The organism is Sinomonas atrocyanea (genome assembly GCF_001577305.1).
GTDB lineage: Bacteria > Actinomycetota > Actinomycetes > Actinomycetales > Micrococcaceae > Sinomonas > Sinomonas atrocyanea.
Window position 1 is genome coordinate 2,405,133 of sequence record NZ_CP014518.1, and the last position, 24,443, is coordinate 2,429,575.

The 24,443-nt window shown below is 69.3% G+C and carries 24 protein-coding genes and 2 pseudogenes; 10 read left to right on the plus strand and 16 right to left on the minus strand.

The window, feature by feature from the left end; genetic code table 11:
- Positions 1-249 precede the first annotated feature (249 nt).
- From SA2016_RS22235 to SA2016_RS11055, 4 genes and pseudogenes are all read left to right on the plus strand, one after another.
- On the plus strand, positions 250-519 hold the full coding sequence (locus SA2016_RS22235; protein WP_066498026.1) for a hypothetical protein: 270 nt from the start codon (positions 250-252) through the stop codon (positions 517-519).
- A gap of 44 nt (positions 520-563) precedes the next feature.
- Positions 564-698, plus strand: a pseudogene (locus SA2016_RS22645) (sigma factor-like helix-turn-helix DNA-binding protein); the annotation flags it as partial.
- Between the two features lie 1,205 nt (positions 699-1,903).
- Positions 1,904-2,341, plus strand: coding sequence for a nuclear transport factor 2 family protein (locus SA2016_RS11050; RefSeq protein WP_257125748.1), 438 nt, complete (start codon positions 1,904-1,906; stop codon positions 2,339-2,341).
- Between the two features lie 52 nt (positions 2,342-2,393).
- Positions 2,394-2,690 carry a hypothetical protein gene (locus tag SA2016_RS11055; RefSeq protein WP_066498028.1) on the plus strand — a complete coding sequence of 99 codons (297 nt, stop codon included), beginning with the start codon at positions 2,394-2,396 and terminating at the stop codon, positions 2,688-2,690.
- A gap of 126 nt (positions 2,691-2,816) precedes the next feature.
- On the opposite strand, the gene SA2016_RS11060 is transcribed toward SA2016_RS11055, so the two are convergent.
- Entirely contained in the window at positions 2,817-3,494 is a 678-nt protein-coding gene (locus SA2016_RS11060) for a response regulator (RefSeq protein ID WP_066498029.1), read from the minus strand.
- A gap of 553 nt (positions 3,495-4,047) precedes the next feature.
- Between SA2016_RS11060 and SA2016_RS11065 the strand changes: the two genes are divergently transcribed.
- Positions 4,048-4,410, plus strand: coding sequence for a ribbon-helix-helix domain-containing protein (locus SA2016_RS11065; protein WP_141305586.1), 363 nt, complete (start codon positions 4,048-4,050; stop codon positions 4,408-4,410).
- Positions 4,411-4,493: 83 nt separating this feature from the next.
- Here SA2016_RS11065 and SA2016_RS11070 read toward each other — a convergent pair whose 3' ends face one another.
- From SA2016_RS11070 to SA2016_RS21445, 12 genes and pseudogenes are all read right to left on the minus strand, one after another.
- Entirely contained in the window at positions 4,494-5,207 is a 714-nt protein-coding gene (locus tag SA2016_RS11070; protein WP_169803070.1) for an IclR family transcriptional regulator, read from the minus strand.
- Positions 5,208-5,539: 332 nt separating this feature from the next.
- On the minus strand, positions 5,540-6,331 hold the full coding sequence (locus tag SA2016_RS11075; RefSeq protein ID WP_066498035.1) for an SDR family NAD(P)-dependent oxidoreductase: 792 nt from the start codon (positions 6,329-6,331) through the stop codon (positions 5,540-5,542).
- Positions 6,332-6,447: 116 nt separating this feature from the next.
- Positions 6,448-7,260: a sugar phosphate isomerase/epimerase family protein gene (locus tag SA2016_RS11080; protein ID WP_066498036.1), complete on the minus strand. Its 813-nt coding sequence runs from the start codon at positions 7,258-7,260 to the stop codon at positions 6,448-6,450.
- Positions 7,261-7,359: 99 nt separating this feature from the next.
- Positions 7,360-8,109 (minus strand): SDR family NAD(P)-dependent oxidoreductase, encoded by a 750-nt coding sequence (locus SA2016_RS11085; RefSeq protein WP_066498038.1) that lies wholly within the window; start codon positions 8,107-8,109, stop codon positions 7,360-7,362.
- A gap of 227 nt (positions 8,110-8,336) precedes the next feature.
- The gene (locus tag SA2016_RS11090) at positions 8,337-9,437 is read right to left on the minus strand and encodes an MFS transporter (RefSeq protein WP_257125749.1); all 1,101 of its coding nucleotides are present in this window, start codon (positions 9,435-9,437) and stop codon (positions 8,337-8,339) included.
- 17 nt (positions 9,438-9,454) lie between these two features.
- Positions 9,455-9,757 carry a hypothetical protein gene (locus SA2016_RS22240; protein ID WP_257125750.1) on the minus strand — a complete coding sequence of 101 codons (303 nt, stop codon included), beginning with the start codon at positions 9,755-9,757 and terminating at the stop codon, positions 9,455-9,457.
- Between the two features lie 138 nt (positions 9,758-9,895).
- On the minus strand, positions 9,896-10,897 hold the full coding sequence (locus SA2016_RS11095) for a Gfo/Idh/MocA family protein (RefSeq protein ID WP_066498040.1): 1,002 nt from the start codon (positions 10,895-10,897) through the stop codon (positions 9,896-9,898).
- Positions 10,894-11,796 (minus strand): sugar phosphate isomerase/epimerase family protein, encoded by a 903-nt coding sequence (locus SA2016_RS11100; RefSeq protein ID WP_066498042.1) that lies wholly within the window; start codon positions 11,794-11,796, stop codon positions 10,894-10,896. Before SA2016_RS11100 ends, SA2016_RS11095 begins: the two co-directional genes overlap by 4 nt.
- 202 nt (positions 11,797-11,998) lie before the next feature.
- Positions 11,999-12,370 (minus strand): annotated as a pseudogene (locus SA2016_RS20915) (VOC family protein); the annotation flags it as partial.
- Positions 12,367-13,353 (minus strand): LacI family DNA-binding transcriptional regulator, encoded by a 987-nt coding sequence (locus SA2016_RS11105; protein ID WP_066498044.1) that lies wholly within the window; start codon positions 13,351-13,353, stop codon positions 12,367-12,369. The pseudogene SA2016_RS20915 and the gene SA2016_RS11105, both read right to left, overlap by 4 nt.
- The gene (locus tag SA2016_RS11110; protein ID WP_066498048.1) at positions 13,346-14,326 is read right to left on the minus strand and encodes a Gfo/Idh/MocA family protein; all 981 of its coding nucleotides are present in this window, start codon (positions 14,324-14,326) and stop codon (positions 13,346-13,348) included. Before SA2016_RS11110 ends, SA2016_RS11105 begins: the two co-directional genes overlap by 8 nt.
- A complete protein-coding gene (locus SA2016_RS21445) occupies positions 14,323-14,469 on the minus strand; it encodes a hypothetical protein (RefSeq protein WP_157089126.1) in 147 nt (48 codons plus the stop codon). Before SA2016_RS21445 ends, SA2016_RS11110 begins: the two co-directional genes overlap by 4 nt.
- 102 nt (positions 14,470-14,571) lie before the next feature.
- On the opposite strand from SA2016_RS21445, the gene SA2016_RS11115 reads away from it, so the two are divergent.
- On the plus strand, positions 14,572-15,219 hold the full coding sequence (locus SA2016_RS11115; RefSeq protein WP_066498050.1) for a bifunctional 4-hydroxy-2-oxoglutarate aldolase/2-dehydro-3-deoxy-phosphogluconate aldolase: 648 nt from the start codon (positions 14,572-14,574) through the stop codon (positions 15,217-15,219).
- The gene (locus SA2016_RS11120; protein WP_066498052.1) at positions 15,216-15,770 is read left to right on the plus strand and encodes a P-loop nucleotide/nucleoside kinase family protein; all 555 of its coding nucleotides are present in this window, start codon (positions 15,216-15,218) and stop codon (positions 15,768-15,770) included. Before SA2016_RS11115 ends, SA2016_RS11120 begins: the two co-directional genes overlap by 4 nt.
- A 404-nt stretch (positions 15,771-16,174) precedes the next feature.
- Here SA2016_RS11120 and SA2016_RS11125 read toward each other — a convergent pair whose 3' ends face one another.
- The 3 genes from SA2016_RS11125 to SA2016_RS11135 form a co-directional block, all read right to left on the minus strand.
- The gene (locus tag SA2016_RS11125) at positions 16,175-17,329 is read right to left on the minus strand and encodes a serine hydrolase domain-containing protein (RefSeq protein WP_066498053.1); all 1,155 of its coding nucleotides are present in this window, start codon (positions 17,327-17,329) and stop codon (positions 16,175-16,177) included.
- A 104-nt stretch (positions 17,330-17,433) separates the two neighbouring features.
- Positions 17,434-18,783 carry an MFS transporter gene (locus SA2016_RS11130; protein WP_066498055.1) on the minus strand — a complete coding sequence of 450 codons (1,350 nt, stop codon included), beginning with the start codon at positions 18,781-18,783 and terminating at the stop codon, positions 17,434-17,436.
- Between the two features lie 198 nt (positions 18,784-18,981).
- Entirely contained in the window at positions 18,982-19,581 is a 600-nt protein-coding gene (locus SA2016_RS11135; protein ID WP_066502362.1) for a TetR/AcrR family transcriptional regulator, read from the minus strand.
- A gap of 204 nt (positions 19,582-19,785) precedes the next feature.
- Between SA2016_RS11135 and SA2016_RS11140 the strand changes: the two genes are divergently transcribed.
- The 3 genes from SA2016_RS11140 to SA2016_RS11150 are packed head-to-tail and all read left to right on the plus strand — an operon-like array spanning position 19,786 to position 24,382.
- Positions 19,786-21,342, plus strand: a complete 1,557-nt coding sequence (locus SA2016_RS11140; protein WP_066498057.1) for a class I adenylate-forming enzyme family protein — start codon at positions 19,786-19,788, stop codon at positions 21,340-21,342.
- 5 nt (positions 21,343-21,347) lie between these two features.
- Entirely contained in the window at positions 21,348-22,538 is a 1,191-nt protein-coding gene (locus SA2016_RS11145) for an acyl-CoA dehydrogenase family protein (protein ID WP_066502364.1), read from the plus strand.
- Positions 22,535-24,382, plus strand: coding sequence for an alkyl/aryl-sulfatase (locus SA2016_RS11150; protein ID WP_066498059.1), 1,848 nt, complete (start codon positions 22,535-22,537; stop codon positions 24,380-24,382). The genes SA2016_RS11145 and SA2016_RS11150 overlap by 4 nt, the downstream gene beginning before the upstream one ends.
- Positions 24,383-24,443 lie beyond the last annotated feature (61 nt).

Here is a 24,443-nt window from a genome sequence, read left to right on the forward strand (position 1 = left end):
TCCGACCTTTGAAGTCAGGATCGGACCATCGGCGGCAGCTGCTGGTCCGGGGTTCGGGTCTTCGAAGCGGTCGTTCCTGCAGTCCGCTGAGGAGGACTCGGAGGAGAACGGTCGAGGTACCTCGGCGTCGCCGACGCGCTCGCACGGCATTTCAGGTACCGGGAACCGCCCGGGCACGGACCCCTGCAGTACGCCGTCCCAACGGTCAACGGAGAGCTCAAGCGCTACATCCGCGACCAGTCCTGGACGGTGAGGCCGCCCCGGGGCCTGCAGGAGACCAGGCTCAGGCGCAACGCCCTGCGCCGCCGCCTGGCCCAGGAGCTCCGCCGCGAGCCCTCTGCCAAAGAGCTCGCCGCCGCCGCCACGCGCCCAGACGATGTCGCCCAGGCCCGGCTCACCGACGCAGCCAGAGTCGGACAGCCCATGGAAGCCGACGAGGCGCCCTTCACGCCGGAAGGACGCCGGCTCCCGTCCGTCCCCCCCAGGACGATCTCCGGTACGCCCGCGTCGCGGAACTAGCCGCACTCAGGCGCGCCCTCTCGGACGCCTCCGGCCAGGAGAGGCACCTCCTGCGGCTGCGCTTCATCGAGGAGATTATCCGGGAACAGATCGCGCACGAGCTGGGAGTCAGCCAGATGCAGATCTCGCGCCTCCTCGTACGGATCCTCGACAGTCTGCGCCACCGCCTCTTCGACTGACGGTCACACCTGGGCACGGCACCAGACTCCTCTCGCCCCTTTCGGTAGCGGCCCGGGCGCCTCGTGCCAGCGCTGGGATTGGGAACGAGCTGGCCCTCCCACCGAGGCGCTCCGGCTGTGCACGGACGCGTATCCATCCCGCTGATGACCTGTCATGGCGGCGGGTCCCCCCCGGTAGCCCGAGTCCACGAAGAGCAGCGACTTCGTCCCAGACGCGGACCCTCTGGCGGCGAGGGAGGTCCGCTCGGACATCAGGGCGTGGTCAAACTCGGCGACGGCATCGATTTCGAAGAAGCCCAGATCCAGACGTTCCTACCCCTGCCTGACCCCAGCGTGAGCGCCGAGCATCGACACCTGACGCTGTCTCGGTTGGGGTTCCTTCGATGGGACTCCGTGTCATGCTGTTCAGGACTGTAGCGCCGCCCGCTCAACGGGCCTGCCGGTCTCGTACGTTGCGGCCACCGTACGAGTAGCACCCACGGTCCTGCCCGCGGCGGGCGACTGCTCGGGTCTCTTGGGCCTGGATGGGAGCGGCCCCGAGCCGTCCAGCTCGGAGTCGACGCCGCGCTCGCCCTGCGCTGGAAGCTCATCGCCGACGTGGCGGCCTCGATCACCGCGGGAGAGCCATGAGGCGCGGCAGCAGGCCGGAGGAACCACCCCAGGACTCCGCCCGCGAACTTACCGCCCTCGTGGATGTGCTGCTCCACGCCGCCCAGCCCGCGCTGGACGCCGACCGCTGAGGACAAGACCGCTGCGGTCAGGCTCCCCCACCCCCGAGGTTCCGCTTGGCTGGACAGAGCCCGGGTCGGGATGGGCTGCCCGTGCCCGGCGCTCAAGGACGCTCGGCGTCGCTGCCTGCCTCGCCCATCCGAGGGTGTGGCCGGCGACCACAGGTGCGGTCACCCCGTCCGGCTGGGGGGTAGCTGGGCGGGGCGCCGGGTGCCGGCTTCCCATCCCGAAAGGCGGCAGGCCAGCACAGTTCGACGATACGGCTGGCGCATCGAGCCGGCCAGAGGACTTCGGCCCGCCCTGGCCGTGGAGCCGCCCTCGCCCGTCGCCCCCCCTTCCCCCGCCCGCGTGGACGGCACACCAGGCCGGGACGGCGGGACGATCACGGAGGGCCCTAAGCCCCTCACGCTCCCAGAGCCCTCCTGCGAGCATGGAGTGCAGCCCCGCCCCGAGGCCGCACCCCCCGTGGACAGGGCTTGAGCAGTCCATCGACCGACGAGGATGACGGAGAGGTATCCGATATGGGCGCTGCAGAAAACGCCGAAGTGGTCCGGCGCGGCTATGAGGCCTTCAACGCAGGGGACTTGGCCGCCCTGAGCGAGTTGTTCGCGGAAGACGCGGTCTGGTACGCCGCTGGCAGTGGCGTACTGTCCGGGACCAAGCAAGGACGCGAGGCCATCTTGGCCTACTTCGGCGAGCTGGGCGCACGTTCCCACGGTTCCTTCCAAGCGGCGGTCCAGGACATCGTCGGCGGAGAAAGCCACACCGTAGGGATCCAGCAGAGCCACGCCGAGAACAACGGGAAGACCCTGAACCTGGCCACGGCCATCGTGTTCGCACTCCGGGACGGGAAGGTGATCGAAGGCCGCGAGTTCTTCGAGGACACGGCCAAGTCGGACGACTTCTGGAGCTGACCCTCAGCGGGGCAGGAACACCACACACACCCGGACCAACCAAGGAGCAGACATGGAAGCCGCCCCATACGGAGTCGTGCACTTCTTCCCCGGAGGCACCAAGGAGCAGTACGAGGCCTCGATCGCCGCCGTCCACCCCGGCGAAGGCCTCCTCCCCGACGGCCAGACCTTCCACGCGGCAGGACCTTCAGCCGGAGGCTGGACGATCATGGCCGTCCACGAGTCGAAGGAAAGCTGGGAGAAATTCCGCGACGGCATCCTCATGCCCCGCATGCAAGCGGGCATCGAGGGCGGATTCACATCGCCCCCCGAGGAGACCGTCATCGACCTGTACAAGATCATCCCCTGACAATCCGGCAGGCCACCTGAGGTCCAGCGCGTCCTCTCCGGGCATAGCCGGACGCGTTTCGGGAGGGACGAGGGCGCGCCGCCGTCCCCGCCCGGAAGGCCCGGGGCCCAAGACCCGCCGCGGGCTTCAAGCGTGCGGGCCGTGTCTCCTGCGCTCGGCCTGGGCCACGTACAGGGCTGCCTGGGTCCTGTGGTGAAGGCCGAGCTTGGCCAGGACCGCGGAGACATAGTTTTTCGCTGTCTTCTCCGCCAAGACCATCTCGTCGGCGATCTGCCGGTTCGTCATGCCCTGGCCGAGCAGCTCCAGCACCCGGGACTCCTTAGGTGTCAGGCCTTCGTAGGCCCCGGGCCTGGACTGTCTCGCCTCGATGGCCGCTGAGAGGATCCGGTCCTCCTCCTCGGGATCGAAGAGCACCTCACCCGCGGCGGCGCGGCGGACTGCCGCGGCGATGTCCTGCCCGGAGAGCTGCTTGACGAGGTACCCGGACGCCCCTGCCAGGACCGTTTTCCTGAACACCTGCTCATCATGGTCCTCGGCCAGGATCAGACACCTAATGCTCTTGTCTATCGAGCGGATGCGCCGGCAGACCTCGATCCCAGCCCCACCCGCCGGCCGCGCGTCGAGCACCGCCACGTCCGGCCGCAAGGCCGGAATCCTCGCCGCTGCTTCTGCAGCGGTCTCACTCTCCCCGACGACGACCATGCCCTGCTCCTCGAGCAGGTCCCGCAGGCCCCGCCGGGATACCTCATGGCCGTCCAGGAGGTAGACCCGGATCGCCTCAATGGCCTCGTCACTGCTGTCCACGTTGCACGCCTCTGGCTCAGCCCTGCTTGGACGGGCAGCCGCGGCCGTCCTCGAGATGTGCGAGGTGCGGCACACTCCCTGAGGTCCCCGTCCAAGGGGTTGTACGGAAGGGGAGCCTGTCTGGTCCAGCGCTCCCCGCGGGCGCGATTCTTGACCCGTCAGCCATGCTAGGGACCGCCCTCCTTGACGGGCGAGTACGAGACGGCGCGCACAGGCCGGCGGGGCCCGATGACCGCTTCATCCCTGAGCAGGACGAAGACCGTGGGCCCTCGGCCCTCCTCAGGCTAAGTACGAGCGGCGCGAGTGGAACAGTCACGGCAGGGACCTGCAGACGTCGGCGAGGAGCGGGCCCGCATGCCGGGTACCCTCATGCGGGGTACTGGGACGTCGGGCTCTTCCCGTGACCACCTCGTCCATGGGGTCCAGCCGACGGCAGTGCCGCGGGCGCCCTATCGCCGCTGGCTGCCTCCGTCAGCCTCCCGGAGCGGCCCCGTGGGCGAAACCACGCCCAAGTCCAGCCTTGGTACCGCGTTGGTGCCATGAGGGGATGGCCATGACACTCAGGCTCCCTGAAGACCTCGACCGCGAGCTGGACCGCCTCGCCGTCGAAAGCCACACCTCCAAGAGCGCGCTCGTCGTCGAGGGCGCACGCCAGCTTGTCGAGCGCAGTCGCCGCCCCGATCAGGTGTTCGACCTCGTGGTGGGCGTGGCTGACGGGACGGTCGAGCTCGAGAAGTCAGCCGAGATCCTCGCTGGGCACCTCCGCACGAACATCCCGATGAAACCCCTGCCGGATCGACGGTGCCAACGCCGCGACGCAGAGGCGAAGCTTCCGGCAGCCGTCCCGATACGGGCGGATCCCCCAAGCCGCTGGGGCACCTCCCTGCGCTGGCTCCCATCGGGAACCGCCGCCTGATTCGCACCGTGCCACGCCAATCCTGTCAATGATTCCCTTGATGAGACGGCCGCGCCAAAGAGCGCCAGAACATTGGCGGCGTGTCAGCTGGCTCGTGAGCTGGCTCCGCTCAGGCGGAGCGGTGAACGAGCCGTCTGAGCTGCGATCGACTGGGCCACGCGGCCGTAGGCGCTGGCTTCCTCTTCGGTGAGCCGCACTCCCATGAGGGACAGGCTCACCGCGAAGGAGGGCGATGATGTCTCCGATGGAACGGCTGCAGCGATGGCCGTTACGGCTGGGTGGAGTTCCCGGGCCTTGAGGGCGAAGCCTTTCGCCCTAATCTGCGGGAGCTCTTCCTTAACCTGCCGGGAGACCCGCGGGTCCCCATCAGGCAGGGACGCCAGTAGCGCCCTCCCCGCTGCGGTCGAAACGGCGGGCAGCCTGTCGCCGGGCCTTCCCGATGCCATGAGCGGGGCCTTCCCTTCGTGCCGGGCCATGACCAGCACTTGGGGACCGTCGAGTAGGACCAGTTGCACGAGCTCACGAGCCGCAATGCTCGATCTGGCGCACGCCTCGTGGAACGAGCGTACTTCTGGGAAGGAGTTCACATAGGCGCCGCCCAGTTCGGCCAGACGCCGTCCCAGTCGATAGCCGTCGGCTCCGCGCTCGAGCAGGCCACCCATTTCAAGGGCGGTGCATACCGATACAACTGAGCCGCGGGCAGCGCCGAGAACGTTCGCGATCTCGGTCGCTGCCATAGGCTCCGAGGGATGTGCCGCAAGGATCGCGAGCAGCTCGATGCAGCGGTTGACAGCCATGGATCCGGCCATTGGGACTTCTCTCTGAGAACGGCAACCTGATTCACGACAACCAGGCGGCGTCATCGGGGACCACCGTGGACCCGGGCGGAAGAACACGCGGCCGGCGCCGCGGCCCTCGCAAGCGTGCAGTACCGGGGCGGATCGGGAGAGGCAAACCCTCACCGTCGGCTTTCCCGGGTGGTGCGACGATAGGCACCTGAACCATCTAGCCGGCCGACGACAGCGATGGCTGATCGGGACGGCTCCGAGCACTGGCGTACTTGCCGCCAAGTCGCCCTGGGGCGACGCCTGCATGGCATCGCTTCCCCGGTACCGATGCAGGTCAGGCTTCAGGACTTCGAGCTGGGCCGACCGGGAATGTGGCTGAGAATGGACTTCGTGAAGCCACCGTCGACACAGATGTCCTGCCCGGTGACGTAACCCGAAAGCGGGCCCACGAGGAATTCGATGACGTTCGCGATGTCGATGGGATCCCCGATCCTCGCCAGCGGGATGATGTCCTCCCTCGCTTTCTTGATCTGGGGATCGGCGTACATGTTCTCCGTCATCCGCGTATGGGTCATGCCCGGGGACACGACATTCACACGGATTCCGTCGGGCGCCCATTCCAGTGCGAGGGTCTGGGCCAGCATCGTCAGTGCAGCCTTGCTCGGGCTGTAGGCGCCTGATCCGGCGTGCGGTAGCTGGCCCGACATTGAAGAGGTGAAGCAAGCGGCACCGCGGCTCTCTCTCAGGTGCGGGTAGCTTGCTTTGGCAAGGAGCCACGCTCCGCGGAGGTTGACGGAGAACATTCCGTCCCAGTCCTCGAGGGACAGGTCACAGATTGCGCCCGGGCTCGCGATTCCGGCGTTCGCCACCAACGCGTCCAGGCCGCCGAATTCTGCTGCTGCGGCCTCCACCAGCTGACTGGGCACGTCGGGGTCGCCGAGGTCGCCCGCCAATGCGATGGCGGTCCCTCCTATTGACTGGATGCCTCGCACGACTTGATCTTGGCTGCCGTTCGGCTCGTGTCCGCACACCGCGATCATCGGGTGCGCGCCCCGGGCAAGAGCCGCCTCTGCAAGCCTCACGCTTGCAGACGCCCCTATGCCGCTGCTTCCACCGCTGACCAAAGCCCTCATTGCACACACTCCTATTGACACGGATTCACATGGAAATCATTTGGATTGGTAACTAGATCGGGCGCCACGGCCGACGCGACAGTCCGTCAGCCACGTCGGCGCCTCGCGCCAAGGGGTTACTCCCCTAGCTCCCAGCCTCGGTTCCTGAGCTCGTCCAGCGCCTTCTTGAATTCGTGGCCGGGGTTCTCTTCGCGGATGACCTCGAGGACGACGTTGTCGACGCCGCAGGTTGCCTTGACGGCGTCGCCGAGTCCGTTCCAGTCGATCACTCCGGTGCCGATCGGGTCATGCCCCCAGGTTTCCGTGCCGGTATCGGAAATGTGGACGAGCCCGATTGACCGATGGTTCGCGAGCAGGGCCGCCACGGGGTCCTCCCCGATGTAGGCGGCGTTCGCGACGTCGTACACGATCTTGAGCGAATCGTCGTTGACCGCGTTCACGATTTCTGACAGGTCCCGGATGGTGGGAGCGAAGCAATAGGGCGTGTTCTCGAAGAGGAGCCGTGTGCCCGCCTGTCTGGCCATCGGAATCAGGGCCTCCAGGCTCTCGTGCATCCATCCGTGGACGTTCTCGAGGGATGGGGAGATCATGGGGCGTCTCGTGCCGGGGGATATGACGACCTCGCGGGCGCCCCAGGCTGCCGCCAGGTCGATTACCGACTTGATGTGCTCGATGCTCTTGCGGCGCATGTTGGCGCCGGGGCTGGCCAGGTTGATGTCGTATCCGCCGGCATTCAGCGACCTGATCGTGGCGCCGTATTCATTGAGCCTTGCATGGATGGCCGATCGTTCCGAGCCGGACATCTCGTCCGGCCAGCAGTGTGGAGAGCTGATCGGGACTTCAAAAGTGTCGTACCCATTGTCGACCAGTTCCGCGATCGCCTCAATCGCCGTGGTTGACCACAGATAGGAGAATGTGTTGATGATCATCGGGCTGTCCTTCTCAGCTCTGTGCCTGGGCTCTGCCGCTGGCAAGTCGTGGCGCCGGAATCCTGGGGTGTTCGTCTTCAGCCTGCACCGGCCGCACGTTCAGGTTCCGACGCCGAGGTGGGCTCCGCCTGCGACGTCGAGGGTCACGCCGGTGATGTAGCGGTTGTCCGGGTCGGCGAGGAAGAGGATGGCGCGGGCGACCTCCTCGGGTTCGGCGAACCGTCCCATTGGCAGCTGGGCGGCGCGTCGTGCCCGGTTGGCGGCTGCGTCCGGGCCGGTGTCCTTGGCGAACTGGGCCCACATGGGGGTGTTGACCGGGCCGGGTGCGACGGCGTTGACGGAGATGCCGTGGGGGCCGAGGATCTGGGCGAAGGACCACATGATGTGGAGCACCGCGAGCTTGCTCGCGTTGTACGGGAGGTAGTTGCTGCGGGCTTCCTTGGCGGCCACCGAGGACAGGACGACGATCGCGCCGGCGGTGCCGGTGCCGGTCATCGAGCGGGCCGCCTCGCGCACCATTGAGAACGTCCCGGAGGCGTTGATCCGCATGACGGATTCGAACTCTTCCGTCGTCGTCTCCATCAGGTCCGGGGTCGGGCCGAGCACCCCGGCGGCATGGATGAGGGCGTCGATGCGGCCGTATTTGGAGACCGTGTCCTGGATGACGCCGGCGCACTGCTGTTCGGAGGTGATGTCGAGGGGGAAGAAGTCCGCCAGTTTCTGGTCGGCCTTCGCAGCCCGGTCGGCGCCGAGGACGAGGGCGCCGGCCGCGGTGAGCGCCTCGACGACGGCGTTGCCGATTCCCCCGCTCGATCCGGTCACCAGGACGACCTGGTCTTTGAGGCTCATGCGGTCTTCCCCCTCCCGCTGGCACTAGCCCGTCGGTCGTCTGCACCAGGTGTTTGAGCTGCTGGCTTCATCTTTCGAACGTTCCTTTCGGTGGGGTGCGCGTGCTGCGGTGCCGGGTCCTGGGCTTGCCCTGCGGTCATTGTTGGGGAGGCGCTTCCCCTCCAACGACCGCAGGGCGGCCAGGCGCGTTCCGGGGGCGGTGGTTCGGCTCGAGGATCAGGTGGCGCCTACGGGCGGGAGCGCTTCGCCTGGCCCGGCGCCGAACCGATCTCGGCCACGAGGTTCTCGCCCTCGAGTACTTCGCTGTCGGCCAGGGCCACGGTGGCGCGGCCTGTCCGACTGCCGGTCTCAGGCAGGGTGAAGTAGACGATGAGGCACAGGGCGACGATGGCGATCATGTAGAACGCGACGTAGGTGGGGTGCCCGGAGCCGACGAACGCTGCGGCGATCAGCGGTGCGGTGCCGCCGAAGACTGCGATCACGATCTGGTGTGCGAGGCCGATGCCCGAGACACGGACGGCGGCCGGGAACAGCTCGGCCTGCATGGTCGGGTAGACGGCCTGCCAGATGCCCAGGACGACCCATCCGGAGGCGGAGACCAGGACGTAGACCCCGAAGCCGGGCTGGTTCAGGAGCAGGAGCAGGGGGTAGAAGAGCACGACCATGCCGATGGCGCCGATGATGGGGAAAATCTTGCGTCGGCCGAGCCGGTCCGAGAGAGCACCGCAGATCGGGACGATGACGACGAGCAGTGCTAGTCCGATGACGCTGCCGGCCAGGGATGAGGCCAGGTCGCGGCCGGTGGTGAGGTTGGCGTAGGTGGGGAGGAAGGTGGCCCAGGTGTAGTAGGCGACCGCGGGGGCGGAGAGCGCCGCTGTCTGCAGGAGGGCCTTGGGGTGCTCGCGGAGCAGGGCCCACAGGCGCGCCCACGCCGACCGCTGGTCGACCATGGCGGTCGCCTCGAACTCGGGGCTCTCGTCTGCTCGGGCCCGCATGATGAGGCCGATCACGCCCAGGACGCCGCCGACGATGAAGGGCAGGCGCCATCCCCAGGCGGCCAGGTCGGCCTTGGAGAAGGATGATGTCACGATCGCCCCAGCGCCGGTGGCCGCGAGGGTCGCCAGGCCGCTTGCCATGTTGGAGAAGGAGCCGAACAGGCCCCTCCTGTTCGCCGGGGCGTGCTCGACCATGAACGCGATGGCGCTCTGCTGCTCGCTGCCGGCCGAGATTCCCTGGAGGATGCGGGCGACCAGGAACATCACCGGTGCCGCGTAGCCGATCGTCGCGAACGGCGGGGTGAGGCCGACGATGAGGGAGCCCAGGGCCATCCCGGAGATGGAGAGGGTCAGGACGGCCCGTCGGCCGAACCGGTCGGCCAGGGGGAGATGATGATCCCGCTGAGCGGGCGCACCACGAACCCGATCGCGTAGGTGAGCAGCGCCGCAATGAGGGATGCGAAGGCCGAGTGGCTGGGGAAGATCTGTCCCGAGAACACCGCCGCCAGCAGTCCGTAGACGTACCAGTCGTACCACTCGACGAAGTGGCCGATCGTGCCGGAGATCATGTTCACGGGGCGGGGAGGGCGTCCGGGGGCGTGGGGCGTGGGCGGGATGTTCGGTGTCCCGAACGGATCTTGCGAGGTCGTCATTGAACTCTCCTTGCTCCTGGGGGTGTTGCTGGGGTGGTCTGGTTCTGGTTGAGTGAGATCGATTGCATCGCAGGGCAACGAGCGGTCCCGGGCGAGGATCCTGTGCCCGGAGGGCTCTGGATCAGGACGGCTGCGGGCTCAGCGCCGGGCGGTGTTGGTTGCGTGGCTTTCCCATTGGCGGCCTTCCTGTTCACCGCTCGGCAGCCCGGCGGACTGGAGGATGCGCTCGAGCAGCCTCTGGGTGGCGACGGCGTCGCGGCCGCTGGTGAGGGGCTGGCGGCGGTCTGCGAGGCGGTCGAGGAAGTGGTGCACTGCCTCGGCGAAGCCGAGGGTCTCGGTGGCGGTGGCCCAGCCGAAGGCCTCCGAGCTGAGGTCGCGGACGGTGGTGGTGCCGTCGACGGTGATGGCGACGGATTCCGGGGCCCGGACCTCGGCGGAGCGCCCCGCGCCGTAGGCGTCGAGCTTCTCGTTCCATGCGCCTGCGGTCCGGGCGGCCATCAGGACCCCGGTGCTGCCGGTGTCGAAGCGGATGACTGCCGCGGTCCCGTCCTCCTGCCAGGGGTCCTCGCCCGCGGTGTGGGCGGTCACCTCGGCGGCCTCGCCGCCGCAGTACCAGCGCAGCAGGTCGACCATGTGGATGGCGTTCTCGAATGTGGCGCGGTACTCCGATCCGGGCCGGTTCTTCTGCGCGACGCAGAAGGCGGCTCCGGCGTTCCCGAAGGCCTCGCGCCCTGCCACGTACACGGGGGCGTAGCGGCGGTTGAAGTCGACCATCAGGATGCGGCCGTGCTCGTCGGCGAGGTCGGCCAGGCGCTCGGCCTCATCGGCCGAGGGCGCGAGGGGCTTCTCGCAGAACACGTCCACCCCGCGCCGCAGGCAGGCCTCGACGGCGTGCGCGTGCTCCGAGCGCGGTGTCAGGACGAAGACGGCGTCCAGGTCCTCGGCCTCGAGCATCTCCTCGACCGTGGCGTAGGCGTTGCCGAAGCCCCAGCGGCGCATCAGCGCCCCGGGGTCGGGGCGGCGCGAGACGAGCGCGGCCAGCTCGACGTCGTCCCGCTTGACCAGGGTGGGCAGCTGGGCGATGGAGGCGATGTTTCCCGCTCCGACGACGCCGACGCGGGTCCTGGCCTGCGCGCTCACCGGGCGCTCCCGGGGACGGCCGTCTGGGCGAGGGCCGCGCGCACCGCGGCCGCGGACCGGGCGAAGCCGACCGCCGGCTCGGGCAGGTCCTGGGGGTGCCAGCGGTACTCGTACTCAAGGGAGAGGACGTCGTCGTAGCCGAGAGCGGCGAGGGATGCGAGGATTCCGGCCCAGGGCAGGACGCCCTCGCCGACGACGCGGGAGCGCACGGCGCGCTCGGACGCTGCGACCCGGGCGGTCTCGGAGGCCTGGAACGGTGCGTCCGGGTCGGTGAAGACGAGGTCCTTCACGTGCACGTGCCCGATGAGGTCTCCCTGGACGCGCAGCGCCTCCTGGTACGGCTCGTCGTGGGTGAACGTCAGGTTGGCCTGGTCGTAGAGGACCCGCACCGCATCGTGGTCCACTTCGCGCACGAGCCGTGCCGTCTCGGCCGCGGACTGGGTCATGGTCCCGAAGTGGTTCTCGACGCAGAGGCGAACCCCGGCGTCGGAGGCTTCCGGGGCCAGCGTGCGCAGGGCTGCGACGAGCCGGTCCCAGTGGGCGCCGTGGTCCCGGTCGCCCGGGTGCCATGACCCGGCGTAGACGCGCAGCCGGGCGGCGCCGACGGCCTGGGCGATCTCGATCGCGCCGCGGAACTCGTCGACCGCGCTCCGCCACTGGCCCTCCTCGAGGGCGTTGATCCCGGTTGTGTAGGGGGTCAGCCCGATGATCGGGACGCCCAGGTCCTCCGAGGCCCGCCGGGCCTCCTCGGCCGAGCGCCGGTCGCGCGGCGGCAGCGCTGAGCGGTAGCCGTCCTGGTAGATCACCTCGGCGGCGTCGAGCCCGGCGGCCGCGAACAGCGCGAGGGCCTCGGGGACGGTCTGTCCCGGGGTTCCGAGGGTGTGGCCTGCGAGGCGCATGGTCACTGGTCCTTTCTGGGGTTCTGGGGGCTGCCGTGAGCCAGTCGGCGGGGCCGACCAGGGGCGGCGGGTCGGCCACCCTGGAGCGGTCGACGATCTCCATCAGCAGCCCCCAGGGGGTGAGGAAGTAGGCCCATCGGTTGCCCGCGACGCGGGGGCTGTCGCCGGCGACCTCCTTGCGGTCGCCGAGCACCCGCACACCGGGGATGACGCGGAGCGCTGCGAGGGCCTCGTCGACGTCGTCCACGACGAAGCACAGGTGGTGGCCGCCGGCGTCGCTGTGCCGGGGGTGCTCGGTGCGGCGGTCCGAGGTGTCCCACTCGAACAGCTCCACGTTCAGGTTCGGAGGCATGCGCAGCATTGCCAGGGTCAGGCGCGCGTCCTGCGGCACGGCGAAGTTCTCGGGCATGAACTCCGCGTCGGGTCCCCGGGTGGAGCGGTAGAGCTCCTCGGCGCCCAAGGCCTGGACGAAGAACCGGACGGCGTCGTCGAGGTCGGGCACGGTGAAGGCGACGTGGTCGGCGTGCCGGAGGCCGGGGACGCGGGCCAGCTTCCCCTGCGTGGGGGCGCTCATGGCCGCGGCCCTGCGGTGGAGGCCCGCACCAGCAGCTCCGGCTCCAGGACGATGTGTCCGGCCGATCCGTCTGCCGCCTTCTTCTCGGCGAGTTCGATCGCGATGCTGCCCATGTCGGCGATCGGCTGGCGGACCGTGGTCAGGGCGGGGTTGAAGCGGGCGCCCAGGGCGAGCCCGTCGAAGCCGACCACCGAGACGTCCTCGGGGACGCGGAAGCCCCGGGAGGCGAGGGCGGAGATGACCCCGAAGGCGACCATGTCGTTGGCTGCGATGATCGCGGTGGGCCGGTCGGCCATCGCGGCGAAGTGCGCGGCGGCGCGGCCGCCCGCCTCGGAGTCGGCGCCGCTGTCCAGGACGATCGGCTCGCCCTCGGCCAGGTCCCGGTACGCGTCCATGCGGTCCTGGGCGGTGTGCGTTCCTGCGATGCCCGAGACGTAGCCGATCCGGCGGTGGCCGAGGGAGCGCAGGTGCTCGAAGGCGAGCTCGATGCCGCGGCGGCTGTCGACGGTGACGGTCGGGACGCCGGCGTTCTGGTCCACGCGGTCGATGACGACCAGGCGCTGCCCGAAGTCGAACTGCATCAGCGCGTCGATGTCCACCCGGGTCGAGGGGGCGATGATGCCGAACGGGGCGTACAGCGACTGCATCGCCGTCAGATAGCCGGCGGTCTGCACGTCGTCGCCGTTGGTGACGCACAGCATCAGCTGGTAGCCGCGCTCCCCCGCCGCCTCGGTCATCGTCTTGGCGAGCTCGGCGAAGAAGGGGTTGGTGATGTCGGGCACGATCAGCGGCACGAGGGTGCTCGTCTTGCGCCGCAGGGCCTGGGCGAGCGGGCTCATCGTGTACCCGAGCTTCTCCGCGACGCGCAGGATGTGCTCGCGCGTCTCCGCCTTGACCGCCTCGGGGCGGGAGAAGGCGCGGGAGACCGTGGAACGGTGCACGCCCGCTTCCCTGGCAACGACATCGATGCTGAGATCAGCCACGGTGTACTCCTTTTCGTTGGACCTCGTAGGCGTGCCAGATGATCCGCATCGCGTCCTCCAGCTCGCCCAGCGTCGGCATTCCGCGGAAGCCCTCGCCCAGGGTGCGCGCAACCTGCCGCACGAACGGATCGTAGAGAGGGTCGCTGTCGACGTTGATGACGGCTCTCTCAGTGCGCCCGTCGAGCCCGGTGAACACGGCCGACCCGTCCGTGTCGATCGAAGCGAATCCGACCTCGCCCGCGGACGAGTAGCTGCAGTAGCGCTGCAGCTCCGAGTGCGGGAACGCATACCCCACCTCGACGATCGCCTCCCGGCCGTCCGGGGCGGTCAGGACCAGGGTTGCGTGGTCTTCGACGGCCCCGGCGTGAAGGGCAGAGGACAGCCGCGCCGTGACCTCGGCGCCCGTGTTGCCGCTGCCGCGCAGGAACAGGTCGGCGAAGTGCGGGCCCAGGTTGGCCAGGCAGCCGCCGCCGGCCCGCTCCGGGTCGAGCATCCATGGGTTGCCGTTGCGCTCGTAGCGCTCAGGGGGGCCGGCGATGAACGAGAGCCTCTCGTACACCGGCCGGCCGGCCTTCGCCAGCCAGCTGTCCACCGGGCCGCCGCGCTGCACCAGCGGAACGGTGGCCGGGACCCCCGCCTCCTCGGCGGCGCGCCGGACCTCCTGCAGCTGCCCAAGCGAGGTGCCGATCGGCTTCTCCACGACGAAGGGAACGCCCCGCCCAATCAGCGCCCGGCAGATCTCAGGCATGCGGTCATGCGGGCTGAAGACGTAGGCGAGCTCTATGTCCCGCAGCTGCAGCAGCCGACGCCAGTCGGCCTCGACCGGGGCGCCCCACAGCTCGGCCAGTTCCCGCACGCGTCCTGGGTCCTCGTCGGAGAGCCCGACGACGTCATGCACCTCCGCGATCGCCGGAGCACAGAGCGGGACGTGCCAGTGCGAGGCCCCGAAGACGACAGTGCGCGCCCGGTTCACGAGGACACCCCGAGTCCGGCTTGGCCGCCGGGCGAGCGGTGGTCGGCCGAGGCGCTCGACTGAGCCGGATCGAGGCGGATCCCGGCGCCGTCCCGCAAGGACAGGCGGGCGCCCTCGGCTCGCGGCTCGAAGTGGACCATCACGGGAATCTCCTCAATGAGATCGGTTGCTGAGATCGGTTGCATTCAGCGTAGGGAGCGTGGGACAGTCTTGTCAACGGATCTTTTTCCACAGGAGGAACCCTGATGTTCACCAAGCTTCGGACCCTGCGCACGATCGATGACTCCGGGGCGGTCCTCATCGTCCGACTTCCCGATGCCGACACCGCCGAGCGCGTCGCGCACGCCGCGATCGAAGGCGGGTTCCGGGCGCTCGAGATCACCCTGTCCATCCCAGGCGCGGTCGACCTCGTCCGCCGCCTGGCCGCCCAGTATGCCCCCGAGGGCGTCGCGGTCGGCGCAGGGACGGTCCTGGACGGCCACGCCGCATACGAGTGCATCCGCGCCGGGGCTGCGTTCCTGGTCAGCCCGCAGCTCAACCCCGAGATGATCCGCGTGGCGAACCGCTACCAGGTGCCCACCATCAGCGGCGCGTCCACCCCGACAGAGCTGCTCGAGTCGGCCGAGGCCGGCGCGGACATCCTCAAGCTCTTCCCGACAGAAGGCGCGGGCATCCCCTACGCCAAGGCCGTGCTCGCTCCCCTGGCGCACCTGCCGATCATGCCCGCTGGAGGCGTGACGACGGAGAACGTCGCCGAGTGGTTCGCCGCCGGCGTCTCCGGCGTCGGTGTGGGGAGCGCCGTGACCAAGGCATGGCAGCCCGACGGCGACTTCACCAGGGTCGCCGCCGCCGCCAAGGAGTTCCTCGCGGCCGTGCAGGAAGCGCGCCGATGACCGAGCCGACCCTCCGCATCGTCATCGGAACCGCCGGCTCCGGCAAGTCGACCGTCGCCCAGCACCTCGCCCGCGAGCACGCCGCCGCCTACCTCGACAAAGATGCGATGAGCGCCCGCTTCGTCGAGGCCGCGCTCGCTGCCGCCGGATATGATCCCGGAGACCGCGAGTCAAACGCGTTCTACCTCGATCGCATCCTGCCCCTCGAGTACGACTCGCTCCTCGACGTCGCCGGAGCCAACCTCCGCCTCGGCCGCCCCGTTGTCATCGACGCCCCGTTCAGCCCATACCTCTCCGACCCCGACTTCATCACCACCGCCCGGAAACGCTTCCAATGGCCCACGGTCGAGGTCGAGGTGATCCGCGTCCGCGTCTCCCCCACCACACTCCAGCAGCGCCTGCGGGAGCGCGGCCTCGAGCGGGACCGCTGGAAGCTCGCCCACTGGCACGAATACTGGGCGAAGCACGGGGGCCAGGCATGCACCTGGACCGGCGTCCTCCTGACTGAATTCGACAACGACGCATCAACGGACCACCGGCCAAGGCCCTGACGATTCGACGCCGCTCTCTCAGACCAGGGAACAGCAGTCCGAAGCAACCCGGCGCCTCCACCGCTCGTGGGCATCCTCGCCGTGGACACAGACTCAACTCGATGCTTCTGCGTGCGGATGACCACATAGGGCAGAGCTCCAAAGGTTCCTTTGGTGAGGCGACCAATCACGCCTCGTGCCCCCTCCCCGGGCCCCCGGACACTCCGCCCGGCATCAAAGAAGGGCTCGGGCACCAGGGTTGTCCCACTCCGGTTCTTCTCAGGATCAGTCCACTCGAGCCTTTGATTGGAAGGCCAGGCAAGATGAACCCGGTCCACTGTCTCATCGGGGGTGAGACCGGGGCGACGCGTTCCAAGGGCTCGGAGCATTGGGTTTCGGGCATTTTGGACCTGCGAAACGCCTCCTTATGATCCGTGCGAAAGGTGGTGGGCGATCTGTCGGAACACGTGCTCGAACTGGGGCACGGGAACAGCCGGGTCGATGACGTGAGCCCCGAAGTGCGCGATCACGGTTTCCCTTTCCGGAGAAACGTAGAGGCGCTGTCCCGAGCGGCCGCGGGCCACAAACGCACCCTCATCGTTGTAGGGGACCCACCAGAAGTCGTGGTAAGCCATGACGGGGCTATTTATTCTCCGGTCTCCCGGGCCTAAGACGTCGTGGGCCGGCCCTGCGGGGATCGTGGGGATGCCGCGGACGATCTCCTCCGGGAGCACCTGGTGTGCGCCCAGCGCTCCGCCACAACGTAACAGTTCACCAACACGTGCGATATCGCGAAGGGTGGCTGCGAAGCGGCCGCATGCGATCTCGCGACGTTGCCCATCGAGGCCGAACAACGCGTCCTCCTGCGCACCGATCTTGGACCAGAGGACGTCGGAGAGCAGCTCGGACAGGGAGGCACCGGTGACCCTGCGGATGGCTTCGGCCAGCGCTTCGGTGTTGCCGTTCTCGTAACGGAAGATCGTACCGGGCTCGTGTTCTGCGTGGGCGGTCGAGAGCCGTTCCATGAGGTTCCGTGGGCCGTTGTAGTCGTGAGGTCTGGGCAGGATGCCGACGGCGGTGAAGAACCGCTGCGCTTCGCTCTCCTTGTTGAAGGGGCGTCCCTCGTATCGGACCGCGGTCGCCATGTGCAGCAGATGGTCGACCGCCGCGTCGCCGAACGCAGTGCCGGCGAGCTCGGGCACGTAGTGATGCAGAGCGCGGCCGCGGTCGAGCTGCCGCTCCCGGGCCAGTACCGCACCGAGCAGCCCGACCAGAGACTTGCTCATCGAGGCGGTGACGTGCAGGTCGTGCGGCCGCATGCCGCGCATGTACCGCTCATACACGACGTTCCCCCGGTGCAGGACCAGGATCGCGGTGCTCTCCGACTCGGCCAGGAAGCTGTCGAGGGTCCGCAGGCCGTCGCCGGCGAGTTCCAGCGAGCCGAGGTCCTGGGCCTCGGATTGCAGGTGCCACGGGCCGCCGGCGCCGCGCCAGACCCTGCGGGTGGGTGTGGTCTCACTGCTCTGGAGGAAGTGGGCGCGCAGGGCTTCAGGGTCCTGCCTCCGCCGGGCGTGTTCCATGGGGGTCCTTTCGGAGGGTCATCGGTTGGGCGGGCAGGGGCACATGAGCAGGGGGCCGCCCTGTGGCCCCTCGCCCTCCGCTGGGCTGTCGGCTGCCGGCTGCTTCAGCTGAGGGAGGTGCCGGCTTCCTGTGCGGCCGCTGTCGCGGGTGCCTCGCTGTCCCGCATGTCCTTGCGCCTGTGGTCCGGGACGAGGGTTATCACCGCGAGGAAGCCTGCGATGGCCACCGTCGCGGCGATCATCCAGGTCTCCCAGCCGGCGGCGGCCACGACGCGGGGCGCGAGGAGCACCGAGGCGAGGACGAAGAGCCGCGTCACGAGATGGTTCAGGCCGAAGGCGAGTCCCTGGATGTCGGGGTGGACCTCCTCGATGTCCTCGGAGAAGCTGGCCATCCAGGGGCCGAAGACTGCCCCCAGCGCGAGGCCGGTTGCGGCGAGTAGCAGGATCAGCAGGGCCAGGGGTGCCTGGTGGCCTGCAGTCATCGAGGCGATGAACGCCGCGAGCAGGACGGTGGCGGCGGCGCTGCCGGCGAGCATGAAGGGCTTCCTCCTCTGCACGCGGTCCGAGAGCCAGGAGAAGAGGATGCCGCCGCCCAGGTTGCACAGCCAGAAGGCCATGGCGACGCCTGAGGCCAGCTGGATGCTCAGGGCGAAGTGGTCGACGAGCATGATCTGCGCGTAGGAGTTCATGGTGGCGAGGAAGACGTACATGAGCGCCATGGCGGCCACGTGGGCCCACACCGTCGGGCGCTGCAGCAGCAGCCGGAGCCGCCTTCCGCCGGCATCAGCGCGCTCGTGGAGCGGGTGCTGCGCGGAATGGACTGTGTGCTCCGTGGACCGGACGGTCCTTCGGACCTCGGGAGAGAGGTCGCGGAGCACCAGGGCCACCGCGACTGCCCCGACACATGCGAAGGCGCCCATCAGGTACACCTGGGAGCGCCACGAGTGGCCGAACGCCCCGAGCGTAAGGGCGGCGATGGCGGCGGCAAAGAAGCTCGCCCCCACGGGCCCCCAGGTCCACAGCGCGTAGGCCTGCGCCCGGCCCACGCGGGGGGTGAAGTCGCGGATGAGCGGGGCCGTCCCGGCCACCGCAACGCCTTCGACGAAGGCCAGCAGGATCCGCGCGATGAGGAAGTGGAGCATCGAGTCGGAGCCGGCCATGAACAGGCAGGCCCCCGCCGAGAGGAAGGAGAAGGGCACGAGGATCCGCACCCGCCCGACGCGGTCGACCAGCCCGCCCCCGATGTAGCCGGCGAAGGCGCCCACCAGGAGCGAGGCGGCCGTGATCAGGCCGTAGGTCTGCAGGGGCATGTGGAGGTCGGACAGGAGCAGCGGCAGGATCGGCGCCAGCTGGCCCTCGTAGGCCGAGATGAAGACGGCCAGGATCACCACGCTCACGTACACTCGGCGGCGCCAGCCGGTGGGGAACTCGTGGAGCAGTCTGCGAGAGGACAAGGCAGAACCTCAATTCCTAGACGTGATGTCCATTAATGATCGATGGCTCCAAAACTAGGCCACGTGAGACAGATCACGCAAGGCCCCTGCAGCTTGCGCCCGCGCCTCGGGTTCTGACCGCCCCGCCAGGGCGCGGACCGGCGTCGGCATCGCTTGCGCCGAGGACTCGGGGGGCCGGAGAACCAGTCCGGCTGCCTGTCAGACGGGCGGAGCGGCGAATCCCATGGCCCATTGGCGGCCGCGGCGCGAGAGGTCGACGAGGGTGGCCACGACCTGCTCCAGAGAGGGCCGCGGCTGCGGCGCCTCGAGCCACCAGAGGAGGACGGCGGCCTGCTCGCCTGCCCATGCGCGCGAGACCACGCGGAGGTCGACGCGGGGGCGGACCCTCTGGGCCTCCGTGCGGGCGAAGAAGATCTGGTACGCCGTCTCGGCCCACTCCTCGGTCAGCCTGCGCAGCCCGCGCCCGTCCCCCTGGCCGCGCAGGATGAGGCGGTAGGCATCGGGCTCCTCGGAGGCATGCCGGAAGAGCTCCATGACCGGCACCCCGGTGAAGCCGGCATCCTGCCTGTCGATCGGGGCCAGGCGGGCCCTCAGGCCCTCGAGGATGTCGTCCACGACATGGTCGTAGAGGGCTTCCTTGTCCTTGAAGTGGGTGTAGAAGGTGGCGCGTCCGATGTCGGCCGCGGCCACGATGTCCTCCACTGTGACCGGGGTGTATCCGCGTTCGAGCACCAGCGCGACGAAGGCTCTGCGCAGGGCCTCCTTGGTCCGCCGGATCCGCCGGTCTTCCAGTGCCATGCTCGCCTTTCCGTCCCCCACGGCGGCCGCGTCGCGGCCCGGTCCGAGCACGAGGAAGACATGTCCGCGCCCGACGCCCCCGCTGCGGAGACGCTGCGGCCGACGTCTGGCACGCACTCTTTCTAGCAGTTTTGCGACCCCTAGACTATTAATGGACACCGTGTCTATTATCTGGTGCTGTTGGAGAACCGAATTGGAGGACTGATGAACCTCGGTGACTACCTCAGCCGCAGCGCCGCGTACTGGCCTGACGCTGAGGCCTTGGTATGGAGCGGGCAGCGGTGGACCTACCGGAGGCTGGAGGCCGAGGCCAACCAGCTGGCGTCGGCGCTGCAGGGACGCGGATGCCTCCCTGGGACCGCCGTTGCTACCTTGGCGGCCAACCGCGGCGAGCTGGTCGTGGCCGAGATGGCGCTCTGCAAGGCCGGCGCGGTCCGGGTGCCCATCAGCACCCGGCTCGCCCCTGCGGAAGTCGAGCACGTGCTCGTCGATGCCGGCGTGGAGGTCGTCCTGGTCGATGCGAAGCACCGGCACATGGTATGCGAGATCGCCGACCGCCGCGGGCTCGCGCTGCTGGTCGTCGACTTCGACGCTGCCGGGGACGGCGATCTGGCTTTCCCGGCGCTGCTGGCCGAGGGCGATCCATCGCCGGTCTCGGTCGACGTCCCGGCCGGCCATCCCGCGGTGCTCAACTTCACCTCCGGGTCGACCGGGACGCTCAAGGCTGCAGTGCAGACGGTGGGAAACCGGCTGTCGAACATGCGCAAGATGGCAATGAACCCCCAGGCCACCCTCAGCAAGGGCTCCGTCTACCTGGTCGCCGGCCCCATCACGCACGCTAGCGGGATGGGCATCCTCGGCTGCTTCTTCCGCGGGGCAACCGTCGTGGTCCTGTCCGCGTTCGACGTCGAGTCCTACCTGGACACCCTCGAGCGCGAGAAGGTCACCCAGAGCTTCCTGGTGCCGGTCATGCTCAACCGAGTCCTCGCCTCCCCCACCCTGGGCCGCCGCAACTTCCCCCACCTGCGCAGCATCACCATCGGCGGCGCCCCAGTCGCGCCGGCACGGCTGAGGGAGGCCGTGGAGGCCTTCGGCCCGGTCATCAGCCAGGGGTACGGACAGGGCGAGACCACCAGCACCATCACCTTCCTCACGATCGAGGACGTGCTCCGAGGGATCGAATCGGACCCCGACCTCCTCCTCTCCTGCGGCCGGGCCGTCTTCGACACCGAAGTCCGGGTCGTCGACCCCGACGGCCGGCCCCTGCCCCCTGGCGAAGTCGGAGAGCTCCTGGCCCGGGGCCCCGACTGCGTGCAGGAGTACTTCCACGCGCCCGAGGCCACGGCCGAGCTGCTCCTGGACGGCTGGGTCCGCACCGGCGACCTCGGCTACATCCGCGAGGACGGCTACATCTTCCTCGTGGACCGCAAGAAGGACATGATCATCTCCGGCGGCTACAACATCTACTGCACCGAGGTCGAGGCCTCCCTCTACGACCATCCCGGGGTCTTCGAGGCCTGCGTCGTCGGCGTGCCCGACGAGCAGTGGGGCGAGACGGTCAAGGCCTTCGTCAGCCGCGCCCAAGGCACCTCGGTGTCGGAGGAGGAGCTCAGGGACTTCTGCAGCCAGCGGCTCTCGCGCGTCAAGGTCCCCCGCATCATCGAATTCGTCGAGGACCTCCCGCGCAACCGCAACGGCAAGCTGGACCGGCGCCTGCTGCGCGAGCGCGAATGGTCCGGCAGCGAACGGCGGGTGGGGTGACGGCCATGAGCTTCTCCCTGGAACCGGCCTACGACGACAACCCGCGCCTCGCCGACCTCGTGGCCCGGCTGCGGACGTACCTCTCCGGCGAGCTCGCCCAGTACGAGCAGGATCTCGGCCTCGGACCGGAGACGCCCCTGGACCGGTCCATGCTCGAGCCCGTGTGGCGGCGGAGCCGCGAGCTGGGCTTCTACGGAGTGCACCTGCCCGAGAAGCTCGGAGGCCAGAGCCTGTCCTTCACCGAGCTCGCCGCACTGAAGGAAGAGGTCGGCGCCTCGGGCCGCATCCTGTCCACCAGTGTGCTCGGAGACATGGGCGGCCCCCTGCGGGTGGGCTCGATCTTCGAATACGCCACCGAAAGCCAGATCCACCGCTACCTGCTTCCGGTGGTCCGCGCGGAGCGGGCCTGCTGCTTCTCCCTCACCGAGGACGACGCCGGCTCGGACGTGCGCGCCATGCGCACCACAGCCACTCCCGTCGACGGCGGCTACCGGATCACCGGCCACAAGGTCTTCAGCACGGGGGGCACGTTCGCGGACTTCTCGATCCTGGTCGCCCGCATGGCCGGAACCGACGATGTCTACTCGGCCTTCCTGGTGGACCTGGCCTCCCCCGGATGCGAAGTCCGCCCCGGCCGGGTTCCCCTGTCCGGGCAGAACATCGAAAGCGACATCGTGCTCGAGGACTGCTTCGTCCCCGCCGAGAACCTGCTCGGCGGGGAAGGGCAGGGCCTGAGGATCGGGCTGGGCCGGGTCGTGGTCAACCGTCTCCTCCACTGCCCCACCGCGCTCGGCGCGGCCCGGCAGGCGCTCTCCCTCGCGCTCGACTTCGCCGCCGACCGACAGGTCTCGGGCGGAGCCCTGCTGGAGAAGCAGGCCATCCAGCACCGCCTCGCCGACATGGCCACGGACTACTACGCGGCCAGGGCCATGACCTATGACGCATTGCGCGCCCTCGACGCCGGCGCCCGGCCCCAGACGGAATCGTTCATGTGCAAGCTGTTCGTCGCCGAGCGCGCCTTCGAGATCGCCGACGCGGCCCTGCAGATCCACGGCAAGGCCGGCATGGTCCGCGGCGCGCAGATCGAAGTGCTATGGCGCCGCCTGCGGATGTTCCGGGTCCTCACCGGCTCCTCCGAGATCCAGCGCAACGGCATCATCCGCGAACTCGCCAAGGTCGCCGGAGGCAGGGCATGACCGGCACACTCCAAGGCTCGGCAGGCCCGGGCACCCTTCAGCCAGCCGACGACGGGCAGGACCGCCGCGACGCCGAACGCGGCTTCATCGCCGCACTCGAACCCGGCCAGGTCACCGACGCCAACGGACGCGTCGTCTACGACGCCGAAGCCTACAGCTTCCTCGAGGAGGCTCCCCCGGCCACGGCCCATTCCGGTCTGTGGGGGCAGGGGCGCCTCGTCTCCCGCCAGGGGCTGTTCCACGTCGCGGAGGGGATCTACCAGGTCCGCGGGCTCGACCTGGCCAACCTGACCCTCGTCGAAGGGGACGAGGGCGTCATCGTCATCGACGCCCTCACCTCGGCCGAGTGCGCCGATGCTGCCCTCCGGCTCTACCAGGCCCACCGCGGAGTCCGCCCGGTCACCGCCGTCATCCTCACCCACCCGCACGCGGACCACTTCGGAGGCATCGACGGAGTGCTGGCCCACGCGGTCCCCCGCGTGCCCGTGGTCGCGCCCGAAGGGTTCCTCGAGCACGCCGTCTCCGAGAATGTCCTCGTCGGGCCCGCGATGGGCCGCCGCGCCGGCTTCATGTACGGGCACCGGCTCGAGGCCTCCCCGACAGGGCACATCGGCTGCGGGCTCGGGCAGCGCCTCTCCACCGGGGCCTCGGCACTGGCCGAGCCCACCGACACGATCAGGGAGACCGGCGAGGTCCGCGTCCTGGACGGGGTCGAGATCGAGTTCCAGCTCACGCCCGAGACCGAGGCCCCGGCCGAGATGAACCTCTACCTTCCGGCCTCACGGGCACTGTGCATGGCCGAGAACGCCGTCCACACGATGCACAACATCGTCACCCTCCGCGGCGCCCAGGTGCGCGACGCCCGGCAGTGGGCCCGCTACCTCACCGAGACCCTCGAGCGGTACGGCAGCCGGGCAGAGGTGGCCTTCGCGACCCACCACTGGCCGACCTGGGGAGCCGGGCCCGTCCAGGCCTTCCTCGCTGGGCAGCGGGACATGTACGCCTACCTGCACGACCAGACGGTCAGGCTGATCAACCGCGGGCTCACCGCCCGGGAGATCGCCGAGGAACTCGTGCTCCCGCCCGACTTGGAGGCGCTGGGGGCGAACCGCGGCTACTACGGCTCCCTCAGCCACAACGTCAAAGGGATCTACCAGCGCTACCTCGGCTGGTTCGACGGGAACCCCGCCCACCTGTGGGAGCACCCGCCGGCAGAAGAAGGCAGGCGCTGGGTCCAGCTCCTCGGCGGCACCGAGGCGGCACTCGCCCACGCCAGGGAACTGCTCGGCCAGGGCGGCGAGGGAGACGTACGCTTCGCAGCCACCCTGCTCGGCCACGTCGTCTTCGCCGACCCGGACAGCCCTCAGGCCCGCAGCCTCCTGGCCCAGGCATTCACTTCCCTGGCCTACGGCTGCGAGAACGCCACCTGGCGCAACTTCTACCTCACCGGCGCCAAAGAGCTCCTCGACGGGCCTCCGCCAGCACGCCCGCCCAGGCAGAAGCTCGTGGGCGCCCTGCCCGTCGAGCAGATCCTGGACTCCCTCACGGTACGGGTCGACGGGCCCCGGGCCTGGGACCTGGACCTGTCCATCGACTGGCACGTCACCGACGAGGGCGCCCTGCACCGCCTCCGCCTCTTCCGAGGAGTCCTCCTGCACCGGCAGGGCTCCGCCGCCGACGGCGGCGCCCAGCTCGCCCTCAGGACGACACGGAAGCAGCTGCTGGCCGTGCTGGCCACCGGGAGCCTGGAAGGCATCGACTTCGAGGGCGACCCCGCGGTCCTCTCCACCCTGCTCCAGGTCCTCGAAGCACCCGACCCGGCCTTCCCCATCGTCACCCCCTGAGCCGGCCACGCCCCAAGCACCGGCACCGGCCCGGGAACACTCCGGCCCGGCGCCCAGGCCG

What these genes read in the sequence shown, in the direction of transcription:
- SA2016_RS11055 (WP_066498028.1), top strand. Translation starts at nt 2,394, where the DNA reads ATGGAAGCCGCCCCATACGGAGTCGTGCACTTCTTCCCCGGAGGCACC.
- SA2016_RS11065 (WP_141305586.1), top strand. Translation starts at nt 4,048, where the DNA reads ATGACACTCAGGCTCCCTGAAGACCTCGACCGCGAGCTGGACCGCCTC.
- SA2016_RS11070 (WP_169803070.1), bottom strand. Translation starts at nt 5,207, where the DNA reads ATGGCTGTCAACCGCTGCATCGAGCTGCTCGCGATCCTTGCGGCACAT.
- SA2016_RS11075 (WP_066498035.1), bottom strand. Translation starts at nt 6,331, where the DNA reads ATGAGGGCTTTGGTCAGCGGTGGAAGCAGCGGCATAGGGGCGTCTGCA.
- SA2016_RS11080 (WP_066498036.1), bottom strand. Translation starts at nt 7,260, where the DNA reads ATGATCATCAACACATTCTCCTATCTGTGGTCAACCACGGCGATTGAG.
- SA2016_RS11085 (WP_066498038.1), bottom strand. Translation starts at nt 8,109, where the DNA reads ATGAGCCTCAAAGACCAGGTCGTCCTGGTGACCGGATCGAGCGGGGGA.
- SA2016_RS11090 (WP_257125749.1), bottom strand. Translation starts at nt 9,437, where the DNA reads ATGGCCCTGGGCTCCCTCATCGTCGGCCTCACCCCGCCGTTCGCGACG.
- SA2016_RS22240 (WP_257125750.1), bottom strand. Translation starts at nt 9,757, where the DNA reads ATGACGACCTCGCAAGATCCGTTCGGGACACCGAACATCCCGCCCACG.
- SA2016_RS11100 (WP_066498042.1), bottom strand. Translation starts at nt 11,796, where the DNA reads ATGCGCCTCGCAGGCCACACCCTCGGAACCCCGGGACAGACCGTCCCC.
- SA2016_RS11115 (WP_066498050.1), top strand. Translation starts at nt 14,572, where the DNA reads ATGTTCACCAAGCTTCGGACCCTGCGCACGATCGATGACTCCGGGGCG.
- SA2016_RS11120 (WP_066498052.1), top strand. Translation starts at nt 15,216, where the DNA reads ATGACCGAGCCGACCCTCCGCATCGTCATCGGAACCGCCGGCTCCGGC.
- SA2016_RS11125 (WP_066498053.1), bottom strand. Translation starts at nt 17,329, where the DNA reads ATGGAACACGCCCGGCGGAGGCAGGACCCTGAAGCCCTGCGCGCCCAC.
- SA2016_RS11135 (WP_066502362.1), bottom strand. Translation starts at nt 19,581, where the DNA reads ATGGCACTGGAAGACCGGCGGATCCGGCGGACCAAGGAGGCCCTGCGC.
- SA2016_RS11140 (WP_066498057.1), top strand. Translation starts at nt 19,786, where the DNA reads ATGAACCTCGGTGACTACCTCAGCCGCAGCGCCGCGTACTGGCCTGAC.
- SA2016_RS11145 (WP_066502364.1), top strand. Translation starts at nt 21,348, where the DNA reads ATGAGCTTCTCCCTGGAACCGGCCTACGACGACAACCCGCGCCTCGCC.
- SA2016_RS11150 (WP_066498059.1), top strand. Translation starts at nt 22,535, where the DNA reads ATGACCGGCACACTCCAAGGCTCGGCAGGCCCGGGCACCCTTCAGCCA.